We start from the raw sequence: 15,850 nt of genomic DNA on the forward strand, positions 1-15,850 counted from the left end.
TTCGCGCCGCGCAGCGCAAAGGCCGACTCCAGTCATACCTTGAGCGGATCGAGGCATCTTTTGTGCGCACTCAACCGCTCCTCGGCGTCGCCGGCCGCGTGGTGCGCGAAAGGGCTGCGGTGCGCAACGCCGGTTGGTCGTGCCCGAGAGCGACGTATTCGGCGGCCAAGACGGTGTCGTTCGCATCACGTCATGCCTTTGTGTTGCGGTAGATCTCTACGCGGCCCAGGTCATCGGGATGTCCTCTCGCCACTCTCGAAGCGGCTCCTCCGTTCCTGGAATTCGCGCTCGCGGTCGGCCCAGGTGCTCTTGATGAAGGTGAGGACCGCATCGATCTCCGCGTCCGAGAGCACCCTCTCGAAGCCCGGCATGTCGCTTGCGTAGCCCTCGCCGACGATGGCAGCTGGTCCGTACTTGGTAATCCGAAACAACACGCTGTCGGCGTGGTGCCAGGTATGTCCTGTGGCGTCGTGTGGCGGTGCCGGGAGGCGCCCGTCGGCCCGACGTGAGCGCCAGTTCGGCTGACCTTCGAGGTTCGCGCCGTGGCAGCTTGCGCACTGCGCGGTGTAGATCCGTTGTCCGAGCGCGAGTTGCGTCGGATAGAACTGTGCATCGCGGCGCAAAGCCGATCCCCACCAACCGAACGCGAACGCCACCGCGCCCAATCCCACCAGCCCTGCAACAGCGCTGACAATCGCCACGGCACGACGCCTTGTCACCGCGGCCTCCCCAAAAGGTGCTCCGGGCGCACTACGATACCAAGCAGCCGCAGGATGGCGAGTGGGGCCAACAGCCGCCTGATACCTCCCGCCCTTCTACGATGCACCATTCCGTCCATCGTCGTCCGCTTCTTGTTTGCCGAACCCTCCGCAGCGCGCTCGGAGCCCAGAGAATTTCGTTCCCCGGTTTCCACCGCTGCTCCATTCTTCTCTCTCACAACCTGTCTCTCCTTCACCGAACGCCTCGCTGTGTCGCAGGTTTGGCCGCGGTTTGCGCGCGAACCTTGATGGTTCGAACGCGCAACTAGCGCCGATTTCGGGCCACGGAGAGCGGAGAGTCTCCAAACCTTGAGGGTAGGGTGATTCTACCCTCAAGCTTAAGCCGTTGAATTACGGTATTGTTTTTCGAGCCCTGGCGCTGACATTCAGTAAATCGATCGCCCCTGCAATCGCGCCTTGCTACGAACTATCGATCGACCACCGCGCTTCTCTGCGGCGCCGATGTGCCGCTTTACCTCGCCATACTGGACGTCCATGGACGACATTGATCGCGTCTTCGCCCGCTTCAAAGACGACAAGCTGGAACCGGCGAACCGGCGCGAAACACTGAGCATTCCACGTCGCAGCGGAACCGGCGGCAGCCGGACCGTGGAGGTCGTGCACTTGCGGTCCAGCCGCGGGACCACGGATCGCCCGCACCGCTTGGACCAACGCGTTCGCGCCGCATCCTGGGACGGCGGCTTTCAAGCAAAGCGGGCTATTGCGACGCCCGTTCTCCCTGCGCCCGTCAGCGTCCCTGTGATAGCGCCCACGACGCACGTGATGCCGGCGTGGGATCCTGCGGTGACCGAGGAGGCGTCCTCGGCGCCCGGATCACTGAACGTGGCTGAAGCGCCTGATGTCGCCGCACGCCGCGGCCGAGGGCGGCCGCGCAAGGAGGTTTCGACGACGCCGCTCCCGAGACGCGTCTCCGATCCGTTCGACGCCTCTGACGACGGCGCGAACTGCATGCGCTGCGGCTATGCGATTGAGCCGGCGCGGGAGAAGCGCGGGCTGATGATCTGCTCGGAGTGTGGTTAGCCCGGAAAGGGCGTCACGGAACGTCTGAAATTGGCCGGTTGCGGACCGGCAGTCCTTCATCGTTATGTCCGAGCGACTAGGACCTTCGTTCAGCTATCCGACCAAGTTGGTTAGATCCAGACCTGAACACTAGCTGGCACTTTCCGGCTTCCAAACTTCGGTCGCGCGTTCATGGCGCAGGAGCGTCCGTAAGGGCAGTTTGGCTTGGCACAATGCGGTCAGGCTAGCTTCGCATCCAGGCGGCGAACCATTCGATGCTTAAGGGGCACGTCTTCGCGACGCTCGAAATGCTGCGATCATTGTGAGCGCCACCGCCACCAATTTGCTCGCCGGCGGCGCATCTGCTGAGATCCCGAAGGTTGATACATCTGAGGGTGGACGCAAAGGTCATTTCAAGGCAAATAAGACTTCGACATGCGGTCCGCGCGCGTTCGTTGCAGAGGGAGCACGAACGAAGGGGGAATAACATTGCAAACGGCGTTCGACGCGTTCGCTGATACTTTCCCATTCGACCAGATTAGAAGCGGCCGGTCTAAACTTCGTTGGAACGACGCCTCTTTCAAGCCTTATCCTGCCGATACGAGCGTGGCGCTCGCAGGATTGCTGGAGCGTTTCGAGCGCGACCAGCAGCCTGCAGCGATTTCCTTTCGTCAGCTCGTGCCTTGGCTAAAGGTAGGCGAGCGCGCCTCGCACTATCTGCATCCCTATCCGGCAAAGTTGCTGCCGCATATCGCGCACTTCTTTCTCTCCAATCGCGTTCTTGTCGGGGCCAATGAGTGCGTCCTCGATCCATTCGCCGGCTCAGGCACTGTTGCGCTTGAAACCATCCTTTCGGGCAGAACCGCGCTCTACGCCGACGCTAATCCGTTGGGCCGCCTCATCACGGCCGTCAAAACCAGGTCGATCGATCCCACGTCGCTCGCTGCCGCTTGCGCAGAGGTTAGGGAGCGCTTTCGGCGGTCGCGAGTGCGCAAGCTGCCCGACGTCGTCAATCTGGCGAAGTGGTTCGATCCCCGCGTCACATCCGAACTCGTCCGTCTTCGAGCGGCGATCGGCGCGTTGGAAGACGAGACGCTCCGCGATTTCATGCGCGTGACCTTCTCGGCCGTGACCCGCAGGGCAAGCAACTCCGATCCGCGGTTTTCTGTACCTGTTCGTTATCGAAATGGAGAGAGGCGAAACGATCAGTCAGCCGCCGACCTCTTTGATGTTCAACTCGAAGCGAACATCGCCAGGATTGCCGCGCTTGGGCAGGTCGACTCACTGGGAGCGGCCATACCTGCCGGGGTCGATGCGCGCCACTTGACGACGGCGTTCGGCGAGCGGCTGCCGGACCATTCGGTCGGAATGATCATCTCTTCTCCGCCCTATGCCAGCGCGCAAAAATATGTTCGCGCCGCGAGCCTGAGCCTTGGCTGGCTCGATCTCGTTCCTTCCAACGGCCTTCGCCCGCTCGAAGATCAAACCATTGGCCGAGAGCACTATACAAAGGCGAGCTGGGAAAACATTGGTTCGACCGGCATCGACCACGCCGACACACTTATCGCGACGATCGCCAAGGAGAACCAATCGCGTGCGAAGATTGTCGGGACCTATCTCATCGAGATGCGCGCGGCGCTGGCGGAAGCCGTACGTGTGCTACGCCCCGGCGGCTGCTTCGTGCTGGTGATCGGCGACAACACCGTTTGCGGTCGCCGCTTCGCGTCGTCAGAATATCTGCGACTCATGTTGGAGGGCATGGGAATGACGACCATCCTCTCCCTGGTCGATCGGATCCCGTCGCGCGGCCTAATGACGCGCAGAAATAAGACGGCCGGAATCATAGCCGCGGAATCGGTAATCCTGCTTCGCAAGGATGCCTGACCCAAGATGGCGGACATCGACGATCTTCTAGCCACGGATGAGGCAACACCCGAGCAGACTTTTGAGATGCTGCGCGTCCGAATCACGGTCCTGAACGAGCGGGTGTGGGAAAATCGGAACCAGTGGCCCCAAGTCGAGGCATGGCTGGCGAACTTCGACGGTCGTGCCGGCTTTGATCCCGAGGTGGAGCAGTTGCATGCACTGTTCCTGCTGTCGCAATTTCTGTTCATCGGTAGCGCGGAGACACGCGTTCTGTTGCAGTCGGTCTACCGTGACCTGTTCCTGATCCCCTTGATCCAAGAAGTCAGGGAATCGCTCGGCGGCTGCCGGGATCGGCACATCGTCGAGACAGCGGTCAATGAGGCTTTGGCGAAAACGCGCTTCCTGGGCGTCGGCAACCCATCCGAAAGCGGCGTTCATCTGCTCTATTATTTCCGGCAAGAGAATCGACTGTCCAAGTCGCAGTTCCTCGACTCTGCAGCCGTCTTCACATCGACACTGGGCGAGGACGGCAAAATCAAGCGCGCGCTCGCCGATTCCGATATCGAGCGGTATATCTTCGTCGATGACGTCTGCGGTTCGGGCGACACCGCCGTAAATTACTCAGACGGGATCGTCACCGAGCTGCTGGCACTGAAACCGGATGCGAAGCTCCACTATCTTGCCATGTTCGCGACGCGCAAAGGCATCGAGACGGTTCGTTCGACAAAATTCGGGGCCGGCAGTGCGGCGGTGTTCGAGCTCGACGACAGCTACCGATGCCTCTCGGCCGGAGCGCGCATCTTGCTCGATGCGCCGCCGCATATCGATCCAGCGACACTCGAAAAGGTCGCGATGAGCTACGGCGCCTTGCTTCGGCCGGGATATCCCGGCGGATGGGGCAATAACCAGCTTCTGCTTGGCTTCCAGCATAACACGCCCGACAACACGCTGCCGATCATGTGGGCCGAAGGGGATGCCAGCCATCCCTGGACGCCAGCGTTCAAGCGCTACGCCAAATTGTAGGTCCCTATGGCTCGGTCATCGCAAGAGAATCCCTTCGACCTCAACAAGGCAACCGACTTCACCGATCAGGAGATTGCCGAACAATGGGTCGATCTGGCCAATGCAGCCGGCGGCCTCGTTGACATCCTCAATCCCAAATCGCGGATGCCGATGCTTTTGCTTGGCGGCAAAGGCAGCGGAAAGACGCATCTGATGCGCTATTGCTCGGCGCCCGTGCAAGCCGCGCGGCACTCCGGTGATGTTGCACAGGCCGCCATCACGGATGGATATCTTGGCATTTATGTTTCGCTCGATGCGCTCAACACCGATAAATTTGCACGCCAAGAGCCGGTGGAGGACCATTGGAGCCTAGTGTTTGCGCACTATTTCGAGCTTTGGCTCGCAACAGCGCTGTTGGCCACCATCCGCGATTGCGCGCGATCGCAATCGCTGGCGTTCAGCGAGCCCGAATTCGTCGCTGCGGTCGTTGAAGTGTTCGATACGGAGCCGGCCGTCGTACCGTCCAATCTGAATGAATTGCTCGATCACCTCACGCGGACCAGGAAGAATATAGACAACGTCGTCAATAATAGCCGTCTGCGCGGGGAGCGCCCGATTTTTGACATCACCTTCTCCGCCGGCCGGCTGGTATTCGGGATACCCGAGCTCGTATCTCGCCACGCCCCTGCCTTGCGCGATGTACTGTTCGTCTATCTGATCGATGAAGTCGAAAACCTCACAGCGGATCAGCAGCGGTTCCTGAATTCGCTGATCCGGTATCGGCGCGGCAGTGCGACAATCCGCGTCGGCGGCCGATTATATGGAATGAAGACGTTCGAGACGACCGGCTCGGGCGAGCCGATCCGTCGAGGCGCGGAATATGAGCGGGTCGTGTTGGATGAGATCCTTCGCGAGCAGCCCGAGCAGTATGACGGGCTCGTCCGCAGCCTGGTGGCGAAGCGGCTCAAGCGGGCCGGCTATGCTGCGGCCGCACAGACTGCGATCGATCCCTATTTCGAAGAGCTGGACACTCGCGATTATTGGCGATCGGTCGATCGCCATCTACCCAAGCCCAAAGAGCACCAGCTCGCACCCTATCATCGGAAGCTCGCGATCGATCTCAAATCCAACCTTGGTTTGGACGAGCCGACTATCACTACGATCATCGATGCGCTCCAGGTGCCGAACCACCGCTTCCTAGAGAAGGCCGCCGCGTTCCAATATCGCAAATCATGGCCGGCCAAGCTCGACGGCGCAGTGTCGCTCGCGTTCGAGGTTGGAAACCAGGCCCGCGCTCTAGCTCAGGGTGACCGCGAAGCCGGCGGCGATCTCGGAAGCCTGATTTCTTACTTCTCGTCGGACATTCTCGCACAGCTCTTCCACGACTATGCTCGCCGCCTGCCCTACGCGGGTTTCGAGACGATGGTCGAGCTCTCACAGGGCATCACGCGCAACCTGCTCGTGAACTTAAAGCATATCTTCAGACGGAGCCGCTTCGCCGGCGAAGAGCCGTTCGTGAGCGGCATGATCTCGATCAAGTCTCAGTCCGACGGCGTGCGCGATGGCGCGTCTTGGTTCTGGGAGGATGCTCAACCGCCAAGCGGTGGCCTCCAAGTGCGGGACGCCGTCGAGAGCATCGCGGTGCTCTTCCGGACCGTCCGCCTCAGCCATTCGCCGTCCGAATGCGCGCTGTGCGCATTCAGTGTGCCCCTCGAATCGCTCAGCCAAAATAGTCGACGGACCCTGAGCGTTGCGGAAAACTGGTCCTATCTGGTCAAGCTGCAGGAAGGTCGACGGAACAAGAACAGCAAACGCATCGACGCGCTATATCAGCTCGGGCCGATGCTGGCGCCACGATGGGAGGTTTCCGAACATCGCCGCGGAACCATCGAACTGCAACCCGAACTTGCCAATGCGATACTCGATCCCGCCCACCGCGGCGAACTCCCGACCCTGATGAAGAAGCGGCTGGCCCGTCTCGTCGCTCCGTCGGGCTCGGGCGTGCCAGCGGATCCGCGGCTTATCTGACATGCAGCACGATATCGAGGCGCTGCTAGACGCCAAAATAGAGCTGAGGAAGGTCGCCGCGCGCGGTCACAGCTGGGATTTGTTCATTTCGGCCTATAACGACAGCAAGCGCGTCCAGACAGTCTTCCCCCAGGTCCCGGCCGCGCGTCGAAGCTGGTGGGTTATACCCGAATATGGGTACGGTCCCGCCGATCTCGCGAACCTTGAAGACCCGGTTGTACTAGCGCGCGGCTCGGAGGCTCAGGTGGTCAAAGGCGGCCTCGCCGGAAGTCGTTTTGACCCGACCACCGACAAACGGCTCTGCATCGACATCACTGGTTTGATGCGGCCCCACATTCTCTTCCTGATGGCCTATCTTCAGGACATCGGCGTGAAGCAGTTTGACTTACTTTATACCGAACCAGCGCAATATTCGCGTCGGGCCGAGACGCGCTTTTCCACTGGAGAGGATGTCCGCGTGGTATCAGTGGAAGGCTTCGTTGGCGCTCACGATCCAGACACCAGTGGCGATCTGCTGGTGATCGGTATCGGCTATGATCATCACCTGATTTCGCACGCAATCCAGGCGAAAGAAAACGCTCGCGTCGTCGAGCTCCACAGCTTCCCGTCCCTGAGCGCCGATATGTACCATGAGAGTATATTGAGGCTCGACCGGGTGAGCAGCGAGCGGTCTCGGGTCGGCGACGAGGTCCAGTATAGCAGCGCCAATGATCCGTTCGTCGTGGCCGCCTCCCTAGCATCGGCCGTGCGGGTTGCCGAGACACGTCGGCGCGTCACCAACACCTACTTCTCGCCACTCGCGACGAAGCCCCAAGCTGTCGGGTTCGGACTTCACTACCTCAAGCGGATGCGTGGGACCGCAACCTCAATCATCTATCCGCTGCACCCGAGCTACGACAAGGAAACCTCTACAGGGGTCGGACGATCCTGGATTTATCCGATTCATTTTTGACCGGTATAGCCTCCCTGGAGCGGCCCTCAATTCGACCGGACAGGCGGAATAGCCTGGAGGCCTAGTTTCAAGCCTAGGTGCACGCCTATGTCGAAGCCCATCGAGCGCGTTGAGATCATCACCGGCATCCAGCGCCGCCGGCGCTACACTGCCGCGGAAAAGGTCAGGCTGGTCGAGCAGACCATGCAGCCGGGCATGACGGTCTCCGAGGTCGCCCGGCTGCACGGTGTCTAGCCCAGCCTGCTGTTCCAATGGAGGCGGCGCGTGGCCGAGGGCGGTCAGGGGGCGGTGATGGCCAGACAACTTGTGGTCCCGGGGCTACCGGGTTCGCCGCCGCGGAGTCTCCGCATAGGGCGGGCTGGTGAGGACCAGCGACAGATTCGGGTGGTGGTGATCCCGCGTGTACTCCTCCAGGTGCGACGCGAAATCGCCGAATAGCCTCTGGATGCCGGTGCCTGCGGTCTCTTCCCTGTAAGAACCGTCGTGATCCGCTTCGCCCTTCTTCGATGAGATCACAGCGGCGGCCGTGTAGAGCCGCTCCTGCACCATGCGCTCGCAGATCCGGTTGAAGCGATCAATGTAACTCGTCCGAAGAAAATCTGGGGCGATTGCGAAGTGCGGTGACCTATCGGTGACGATGCGGCGGGAGTCCTCGTGGTCCTCCAGCACCATCAGCCAGCCGAGAAAGGGACGCATCCCTGTGCCCAGCATTCCCTTGTCCCACGCTTTCCAGAAGTCGACAGCGGCGCCGAGGACTTCCTCAAAGCGATTGTTCGCGTTGTTCCCGAATGAGCCAACCATGCTCTTGAATTCGAGCACGGCCACTAGCTTCGGGCCGTCCATGACAATGACGTCGAACTTCTTGTTGTGGCGGTAGTAGCCGGGCAGCCGGAGCTCGTTCCCCCGCGTGTGCTTGGCGGCATAGGGAGCAAACCGCTCGACCAGTGGGAGGGCGATGCTGAGGAAGCCGTCCATGTGCTTGCCCGACGTGACGGCGCCCCGTGTGCCCGCGTCAACACGACCGGTCAGAGCCTGCGCCTGCTGGGCGTTCAACCGTCCAGTCCAGAAGGTCTTGATGGCCTCCGCCACCTGTGGGCGGAGGTCCGGCAAAGTCACAGGCATGGCGATTCCCGGTTTGGACTACCGAGTATATTTCCAGCAGACTGAGGCGTGGCCGTCTATGGGCTTCAGCGTTCGGCTGGGGGCCGCCCGGCGACGATGGCGATTTCCGCCTCGGTGAGGCCGTAGAGGGCGAATGCCGCCCGGTCGCAGGCCGCCAGATCGCCCGACAGCCCAGCCTCCTTGAGCGCCGCCCTATGCTTGTCCGCCACGGTGGACCAACGCGGCAGCCGGATTCGGCGCAGGTACTGCGCCTGATACCGGAGATAGTCCCCCCGCATCTTTACCGAGTAAGCCGCCACGAAGAGCGCCGCCACGCTGGAGAGCAGCACAGCCCGAAGGGCGCGCAGGTCCCACTCGTCAGACACGACGTAGTAGAGGTTGTGGTGGACGTAGTGCTGCCCCGGCTCGAACACCACGTTGGCGCTGCCTTTGATGTCCGGGATGAGGAGTTTCGGCCGGTAGGTCAGGCTGGGCGTGATGCGGTCGATGGTCTTGTGCCACTGCGCAGGCTTCCCCTTCGCCGTGCTCCGCTTCTCCAGTTGCGTGCGGTACTGCTCCAAATGGGCGGCCAACCTCGGATACCGCTTGAGATCGACCAGCCCGCCTTCGTCTCGCCATGGATTGATGACGCCGAGGCCGAGCGGGACTAGGGCGCCCGTCTTGATGTCCTTGGTCGTGACCAGCGGCAGTTTCCGATCTGGCTCGACGTCGAGATCCTCAAACTTGCCGACGTAGGCTTCATCTAGCCCTGTGGCGACGCCGATCATCGCCTTGCAGCCAGCGTCCTCCAGAAGCGGAAATGCCTCTTCGAGACGCCTCATCACGACGAGCCGCTCGAACTCCTCCAGCATCCACGGCTCAGACCCGGAGACCACATTCTTGATCTTTACGGCGCCCGGCTCTTGGCCACGGAGTTGCCGTGCGAGAGCCCGCAGATGGTTCGGGTCGATCTCTGGGCGATGCGCAACGGTAGTTGGCCCATCCTCCTCCTTGGCGATGACGAAGATGCCGGTGTAGGCGATCACGTCCCTGAGGAATGCTGGCGTGTTTACCATGTCGACGTAGTACCGGAGGTGATGCCCTTCGCTCACCAACTTCCGCAGAGGGCCGCCATACTTGTTCTTCGTCCAGCGGTCCGAGACGATGAAGCCGAGCACACCGCCGTCGCGGAGTTCGGCAAGGCTCCGCTCCATGAATGCGACGTAGAGGTCGGCCCGGTCGTAGAGGGTCTTGTAGCGGAGACGGTATTCGTACTGCAGGGCAATGGGGATCTGCTCGATCCGGACGTAGGGCGGATTGCCCACGACGAAGTCGAAGCCCTCCTTGCCGAGTTCGACTAGCAGGAAGTCGCCCTGCATCAGCCAGCGGTCGCACAGCGCCGTGGATTGCTCGGCAGTCAGACCATTCTCGACAAGGTGGTCGTGGAGCCGAGACCTCGCCGCAGCCAGCGTCGGCCTGCTGAGTTCCACGACGCGAATGGCGTCGGAGAGGTCCATTACCGGGTCCCCACCGGACTGAGAGCGCCGGTAGGACGCGAGCAGCCGGTCCACGATGGGGATGAGGAAGTCACCCTCGCCTACGCTCGGCTCCAGCAGCCGCGTCGTGTGCAGGGGGCGGTCGGGGGTGTAGCCACAGAGGTCGAGGATGAAATCCACCACCTCCCGCTTGGTGAAGATGGCTCCGCGTTCCTCGACGCCACCGGACTCCGCCAGCCGCTCAACGGCGTCGGTCACGGCACAGAACCCCGGAAGTGCCGCCTGATCCATCTTTACCAACCCCCTTTAAGCTTTGGATTCTACTCTTGGTAAACGATTCGGCCCAGCTAGCCGACGGCTCCGCCGCGGCTCAAGGCTCAGTACCGCTTCAGTGCGTCACGTTGCTCGGACCACTCCGCCGGGAATGGTTCGAAAAATTGCCGCGAGCCGAGTCCTTCCGGCTGCCGTCCGTCCAGAATTGCCTCGAGGAGGTCCGGCGCCAGCAGTGTCAGCCGCAGCAGCGTCCCCAGGTATCCTCGCTCGATCTTCTCCGCCGCGGCCATCTCACTGATCGAGACGTAGCGTCCCTCGTCCAGCAGCCGCTGATACCGGAACGCCCGCGCCAGCGCCTTCACCAGCGCCGGATCGGCGCGCGTCGTGATCGCGGCGTCGCCGCCCTCCCGCGCCACGGGCATCACCGCCGTCTTCCGCCCCGGCCGCCGCCGGATTCTCAGCGGTACGCGGACCGTGATGCTGGTCGCGGCGGTCATGCAGCGGCCCGCAGAGCGTCGGCGGCTACGGTGCCGAGGTCGCGAACAAGACCGGCCAGCCCCTCGACGCGGAACCGGATGTCGGCGCCGGCGGGCCCGACGACCACCCGCTCCACCAGCGCCCGGACGATCCGCGCCTGCTCCGCCGGGAACAACTCCGCCCAGAGAGGATCAAGCCGGTGCAGCGCATCCCGGGCCTCGCGCTCCGTCAATTCTGGCATCTCGTGCCGCGCCGCGATCCAGGTGCCGACCACGATCTCCGGCTGGCGCAGTAGGGCGCGGACCTGGCTGATCACCGCTCCCTCGATCTGCGCGGCCGACACTCGCCGCACTATGCCGTCATCCACGACCATGTCGGCCTTCAGCACCCGTTGGGCGATGTAGTAGCAATAGCGCCGGCCGTTCTTCACCGCGTACGTGGGCGACATGGCACGCCCATCGATCCCAAAGATCAGCCCTTTCAGCAGCGCCGGTGCGTGCTGGCGGTTCTGCGCGGCGCGCGTGCGTGGGCTCACCTGCAGGATGGCGTGCGCACGGTCCCACAGTTCGCGCGGCACGATCGACTCGTGCTCGCCGCGATAGATGTTCCCCTTGTGGGTGACCTCACCGATATAGGTCCGCAGGTTCAACGCCTTGTAGACATCGCCCTTGTCCAGCAGCTTGCCGGATTTGCTGGCGACGCCCTCAGCCTGCAGACGACGGACCGTCTCGACGCCGGAGCCGGTCTCGACGAAGAGTTCGAAGACGCGCCGAACTCGTACGGCCTCAGGCTCGTTCACCACCAGCTTGCGGTCCGCGACGTCGTAGCCGAGCGGCACCTTCCCACCCATCCACATGCCGCGCGCCTTCGACGCCGCCACCTTGTCGCGGATCCGCTCGCCGATGACCTCGCGCTCGAACTGCGCGAAGCTGAGCAGGATGTTCAGCGTCAGCCGGCCCATGGACGTAGTGGTGTTGAAGGACTGCGTGACGGACACGAAGGTGACGCCGTGCGCCTCCATGGTCTCGACCAGCTTGGCGAAGTCCATCAGCGAACGGCTGAGCCTGTCGATCTTGTAGACGACGATGACGTCGACGAGGTCCTGCTCGATATCGGCCAGCAGGCGCTTCAGCGCAGGGCGTTCCAGCGTACCGCCGGAGAACCCCCCATCATCATAGCGATCCCTGACCAGGGTCCATCCCTCGGCCCGTTGCGAGGCGACATAGGCTTCACAGGCCTCGCGCTGCGCGTCCAGCGTATTGAACTCCTTGTCGAGCCCCTCGTCGGTCGACTTCCGCGTGTAGACCGCGCAACGCAGCTTCTTCACCGAGGAGGGCATCACCTCACCGGCAGGTGCCCTCCGCCTCATGCGCCACCCCCCGGCTGGCGCAGCCCAAAGAACGCCCAGCCATTCCATCGTGTGCCGGTGATGTGCCGGGCGATGGCGGAGAGCGACCGGTAGGGCCGCCCCTCATACTCGAAGTCATCGGCGCGGACGGTGACGACATGCTGCACGCCGTCATGCTCGCGGATCAGCCGCGTCCCCGGCAGCGGGCGGCTGTCGGCGCGGATGCGGCGCAACACCACGTTCCCGCCGTCCAACTGCTCGCCCAGCGCCTCGAGGCGCGCCCGTGTCTCCGGCTTCAGCCCGCCATAGGCGAGCTCCTGGATGCGATAGGCCAGACGGCTGGTGATGTAGCTGCGGCTGAATGGGGGCGGTTCCTTCCCGAACAGTTCTCGCCACTGCTGCTTCAACTGCGCGATCGGCGCCGTCCTGAGGGCGGCGAGGCGCGGCAGCACCTGCGCTGGCGGGATCTTCGGGATGGTCGGCGCCGGCGGCGCGGCATCCTGCTGCTTCGACTTCGTGGTCGATCGTCGGGTCATGCGACTCCCTTTCTCCTGGGGTTCGCATGACGGCGCTGCCAGGCGGTCGAGTGTAGGCGAACGTCTCCGCGAGCCTCGACCTGCGCGGTATCACTGTCGAGATCCTCGGCAGCGCGGCTGCGCAGCCGCAGCAGGCCGCGGGCGAGGAGGTCGCAGACCTCGCGGAGGTGGGGCGGGAGATGAAGGTTGGCAGGAGGCGGGGGCATCGCGATCCATTGTCGTCCTGCCCCTTATCTACGGATCTGCGCGGCGTCGTTCTCACGGCATTGCGCAGCACGTGATGATCAGGCGGCGCGCTTCTTCGCTTCCGGTCCGAACATCGCCCACACATCGCGAAGGCGGCGCTTCAAGGTGCTGTCATCGGGTACCTTGAGCCCCTTGGACGCGAACCAGGCCTGCATGTGGCGGATCAGGGCTGCCTGGGATTCTGGCACCCCTTCGAAATAGAACAGCCGGCACGCTTCCAGCCTTGCGGCATCCCAATCATGGGTCGGCTGTACCCCACGGCGTGAAGGGACAGGCGCATCCGCCTCATGATCACCGTCCTGCCCTTCGAGGCGACGCCATTCTTCACGGCGCACCCCGAGTTCGTCGCGCGTGACCACCAAGCCCTCCTGATCCGGATTGCCGGTTTCGATGCTCGTGTAACCGGCACCTTCTGTCGGGAACGCGTGCACAACACCGGTGCCATTGCGCAAGATGGTCCAGCCGTCGACGGGGTAGAGATCGACCAGGCCATTCAGCATGCGAAAGCCAGCCGGGATCCTGAACCCCCGCCCATCGCCGTCTTCCTCCCAGTCGCCGATTTCCACGCGCAGGCCAGCAACCGGGACACTGAGCCGCAGTTGCCCCTCGGCCGCCATGACCCCCATGTCGACGAGCGACAGACCGAAATGAGCGCCGACGTCGTCGATGCTGAAGAAGCGTTTGTGTTTGGGGCGCGTCGCCATGTCAGATTCCTCAGCCAGCGGCGAATGGGCGCATCCGCCGATAGGCGAGCACCACCTTGCCGATGTCCCGTCGCATATCGGGCGGCAAGCGCTGCGCCTCCACGAACAGGTCGTCGAGCTGGATGCCGAGGATCGCCGCGGCGCGCTGCACGAGCTCGTCGCTGGGCGGCTTCTCGATCTCCCGTTCGACCCGCGACCAGTAGCCGGGGGAGATGCCCATCCGCTCCGCCATGTCATTGAGCCCGATGCGCAACTCCGTGCGCCGGGCGCGAACCGCTGCCCCAAACGCCATCACACCTCTCCCTGGATGAGGCCGTAGCGCGCAAGGCGCACGGCAATGAACCGTTCCGACACGCCGAAATCCCCGGCAAGCGCCGCGATGACGCCGGCGACGGCGTCGGGTGCGTTGCCGGAGGCAAGGACGGGGCTGCCCGGCCGGCCCTGATGTGGTCCGCGCGCCAACCGCAACCCCTCGCCACGGGCATGGGCCAACAGCCGCGTGTGCAGCGGCACCGATGGCGCCAACAGCGCCCCCATGAACTCGTTCGCCCGTCCCTCCGCACCGCGGCCCACGCGGTCGAGCGCCTGCGGCGAGCTGGCGACGGCGCGATAGCACCGCGGACCGCTGTCCAAGGTGGCTGGCACGTCGAACAGCAGATGCCCGAGCTCATGCGCGGCGGTGCTGAGCGCCAGATCTGGCCGATGGGCGGTCATCGGCCCGTTGACCGCCAAAAAGGCCCAACCCGGCTCGTCGGGATCGGTGTCGCACAGGCCGAGCACCGGCCGGCCATTCTCGTCCTGCAGCGCGCCCGTGATATCCCAGGACACCAGCAGCCGGCGCCCGTTCACCGCCACGTCTCGACTGGCATCCAGCAACGCGGCGAGAGATAGCGCCAGCTCGCGCGGATCGCGCGGGATCTGCTGACGCACCTGCCCGGCGACCGCCCGAATGGCGGCCACGGTGAGCGAGCGTGGCGCCGCGCTCCCCGGTCGGCAGGCATAGTCGATCGTCAGTGTCATAGGAGTGTGGTCCTTGGAAAGCCACGTTTCGGCAACGCGTGCGTTCACTTTATGTTCCTGACTCGGGCGGCGTCCAGCAGTCGTTTGCCGGGGGGGTGCGGAAATCGGAATTCGGCACCTCGCGAGCGCCAGGAGGCGCCGGCGCGCACCTAAGCTATTGAAACGACGGAGGTGCGGAAATCGATCGAGGGCATTTCCGCCCCATTCGGCACCTTTCCGCCCTCGTCGCACCGGGGAACGCCGTGCTGGCTTGAGGTCGTCGCAGCCGCCTCAGCCAAGGATCCGCACCGTGCCCGAGCAACAGCCCCGACAGGCAGAGAATCCCCCGAAGTGGGACAATGATCGTATCCGGGTGGCGCTGGCGTCCGCCCGTCACCATGCCGGACGCTTCTCCCGGCACCGGCGTCTGAGTCGGGTGGATCGGGAGGACCTGACCCAGGACATCCTGCTCGCCATCGTCGAGGCGGCCGACCGCTACGATTCGAGACGGGCTTCCTGGTCGACCTTCGTCAGCCTGCTCGCCCAGCACGTGGTCATCGATCGTGCGCGGGCGCCGGCCTCAATCGACACCATTCCGCTCGACGGCAACGACGGCCACGGGATTGCCAACACGCTTCCCGCTGCCTGGTTCGATCCAGACCTGCCGATCGCGCTGCGCAGCGCCGCCATCGAACTGCCGGGCGCGTCGCGGGCGCTGCTCGGCCTGATCGTCGCGCATCGCGACGTCGTCGATGCGCGTGACGCGAGCGGCGTGTCATCCGCGACCTTCTATCGCGCTCTTGCCGATCTCCGCTGCTGGCTCCGTGCGGCGGGCGCGCATCCCTCCGCCTTCACCGCGTCGAGGCCGTGAGAACGGATTCTCGCTGATCCGTATGAAACCAGATGACGACCTTGCGTGAGAGGGAGAGCCGACCGGTGCGCTTCACACCCCCAGAGATGCTGTCGACCGAGATCCTGCTGAACGTGGAGGATTTGCTCGACGTCGTGCTGACCGAGAACGGCCTGTGCGATCGCTACGCCGAT

15 protein-coding genes and 1 pseudogene are annotated in these 15,850 nt (G+C 63.6%); 7 read left to right on the forward strand and 9 right to left on the reverse strand.

Annotated features, from left to right (window positions below):
* Nucleotides 1–230: 230 nt before the first annotated feature.
* Nucleotides 231–701, reverse strand: coding sequence for a c-type cytochrome (locus KPL78_RS29145; RefSeq protein WP_219766809.1), 471 nt, complete (start codon nt 699–701; stop codon nt 231–233).
* A 552-nt stretch (nt 702–1,253) separates the two neighbouring features.
* Here KPL78_RS29145 and KPL78_RS29150 point away from each other — a divergent pair.
* The 6 genes and pseudogenes from KPL78_RS29150 to KPL78_RS29175 form a co-directional block, all read left to right on the forward strand.
* Entirely contained in the window at nt 1,254–1,799 is a 546-nt protein-coding gene (locus KPL78_RS29150) for a hypothetical protein (protein ID WP_219766810.1), read from the forward strand.
* Between the two features lie 468 nt (nt 1,800–2,267).
* Entirely contained in the window at nt 2,268–3,662 is a 1,395-nt protein-coding gene (locus KPL78_RS29155; RefSeq protein WP_219766811.1) for a hypothetical protein, read from the forward strand.
* A gap of 6 nt (nt 3,663–3,668) precedes the next feature.
* Entirely contained in the window at nt 3,669–4,667 is a 999-nt protein-coding gene (locus tag KPL78_RS29160; protein WP_219766812.1) for a phosphoribosyltransferase-like protein, read from the forward strand.
* Nucleotides 4,668–4,673: 6 nt separating this feature from the next.
* Nucleotides 4,674–6,674, forward strand: a complete 2,001-nt coding sequence (locus tag KPL78_RS29165; protein WP_219766813.1) for an ORC-CDC6 family AAA ATPase — start codon at nt 4,674–4,676, stop codon at nt 6,672–6,674.
* 1 nt (nt 6,675) lies between these two features.
* Nucleotides 6,676–7,626: a hypothetical protein gene (locus tag KPL78_RS29170; protein WP_219766814.1), complete on the forward strand. Its 951-nt coding sequence runs from the start codon at nt 6,676–6,678 to the stop codon at nt 7,624–7,626.
* An 87-nt stretch (nt 7,627–7,713) separates the two neighbouring features.
* Nucleotides 7,714–7,938: pseudogene (locus KPL78_RS29175) on the forward strand (transposase); the annotation flags it as partial.
* 6 nt (nt 7,939–7,944) lie between these two features.
* Here KPL78_RS29175 and KPL78_RS29180 read toward each other — a convergent pair.
* The 8 genes from KPL78_RS29180 to KPL78_RS29215 form a co-directional block, all read right to left on the reverse strand.
* Nucleotides 7,945–8,748 (reverse strand): PaeR7I family type II restriction endonuclease, encoded by an 804-nt coding sequence (locus KPL78_RS29180; protein WP_219766816.1) that lies wholly within the window; start codon nt 8,746–8,748, stop codon nt 7,945–7,947.
* A gap of 65 nt (nt 8,749–8,813) precedes the next feature.
* A complete protein-coding gene (locus tag KPL78_RS29185; RefSeq protein WP_369412899.1) occupies nt 8,814–10,481 on the reverse strand; it encodes an Eco57I restriction-modification methylase domain-containing protein in 1,668 nt (555 codons plus the stop codon).
* A gap of 119 nt (nt 10,482–10,600) precedes the next feature.
* Nucleotides 10,601–10,993, reverse strand: coding sequence for a hypothetical protein (locus KPL78_RS29190; protein ID WP_219766817.1), 393 nt, complete (start codon nt 10,991–10,993; stop codon nt 10,601–10,603).
* Nucleotides 10,990–12,300, reverse strand: coding sequence for a recombinase family protein (locus tag KPL78_RS29195; protein WP_432761301.1), 1,311 nt, complete (start codon nt 12,298–12,300; stop codon nt 10,990–10,992). Before KPL78_RS29195 ends, KPL78_RS29190 begins: the two co-directional genes overlap by 4 nt.
* 38 nt (nt 12,301–12,338) lie before the next feature.
* Nucleotides 12,339–12,857: a DUF2924 domain-containing protein gene (locus KPL78_RS29200; protein WP_219766818.1), complete on the reverse strand. Its 519-nt coding sequence runs from the start codon at nt 12,855–12,857 to the stop codon at nt 12,339–12,341.
* Nucleotides 12,858–13,141: 284 nt separating this feature from the next.
* On the reverse strand, nt 13,142–13,807 hold the full coding sequence (locus KPL78_RS29205) for a hypothetical protein (protein WP_219766819.1): 666 nt from the start codon (nt 13,805–13,807) through the stop codon (nt 13,142–13,144).
* 10 nt (nt 13,808–13,817) lie between these two features.
* Nucleotides 13,818–14,099 (reverse strand): helix-turn-helix domain-containing protein, encoded by a 282-nt coding sequence (locus tag KPL78_RS29210; protein WP_211848865.1) that lies wholly within the window; start codon nt 14,097–14,099, stop codon nt 13,818–13,820.
* On the reverse strand, nt 14,099–14,827 hold the full coding sequence (locus KPL78_RS29215) for an ImmA/IrrE family metallo-endopeptidase (RefSeq protein WP_219766820.1): 729 nt from the start codon (nt 14,825–14,827) through the stop codon (nt 14,099–14,101). The genes KPL78_RS29210 and KPL78_RS29215 overlap by 1 nt, the downstream gene beginning before the upstream one ends.
* Before the next feature lie 289 nt (nt 14,828–15,116).
* On the opposite strand from KPL78_RS29215, the gene KPL78_RS29220 reads away from it, so the two are divergent.
* A complete protein-coding gene (locus KPL78_RS29220; RefSeq protein WP_219766821.1) occupies nt 15,117–15,677 on the forward strand; it encodes a sigma factor in 561 nt (186 codons plus the stop codon).
* The last annotated feature ends 173 nt before the right edge of the window (nt 15,678–15,850 follow it).

The organism is Roseomonas alba (assembly GCF_019430885.1).
Lineage (GTDB): Bacteria > Pseudomonadota > Alphaproteobacteria > Acetobacterales > Acetobacteraceae > Neoroseomonas > Neoroseomonas alba.

Coding starts and splice junctions, on each gene's coding strand:
- KPL78_RS29200 (WP_219766818.1), bottom strand. CDS start 12,857: ATGACCCGACGATCGACCACGAAGTCGAAGCAGCAGGATGCCGCGCCG.
- KPL78_RS29215 (WP_219766820.1), bottom strand. CDS start 14,827: ATGACACTGACGATCGACTATGCCTGCCGACCGGGGAGCGCGGCGCCA.
- KPL78_RS29190 (WP_219766817.1), bottom strand. CDS start 10,993: ATGACCGCCGCGACCAGCATCACGGTCCGCGTACCGCTGAGAATCCGG.
- KPL78_RS29180 (WP_219766816.1), bottom strand. CDS start 8,748: ATGCCTGTGACTTTGCCGGACCTCCGCCCACAGGTGGCGGAGGCCATC.
- KPL78_RS29165 (WP_219766813.1), top strand. CDS start 4,674: ATGGCTCGGTCATCGCAAGAGAATCCCTTCGACCTCAACAAGGCAACC.
- KPL78_RS29170 (WP_219766814.1), top strand. CDS start 6,676: ATGCAGCACGATATCGAGGCGCTGCTAGACGCCAAAATAGAGCTGAGG.
- KPL78_RS29205 (WP_219766819.1), bottom strand. CDS start 13,807: ATGGCGACGCGCCCCAAACACAAACGCTTCTTCAGCATCGACGACGTC.
- KPL78_RS29160 (WP_219766812.1), top strand. CDS start 3,669: ATGGCGGACATCGACGATCTTCTAGCCACGGATGAGGCAACACCCGAG.
- KPL78_RS29210 (WP_211848865.1), bottom strand. CDS start 14,099: ATGGCGTTTGGGGCAGCGGTTCGCGCCCGGCGCACGGAGTTGCGCATC.
- KPL78_RS29150 (WP_219766810.1), top strand. CDS start 1,254: ATGGACGACATTGATCGCGTCTTCGCCCGCTTCAAAGACGACAAGCTG.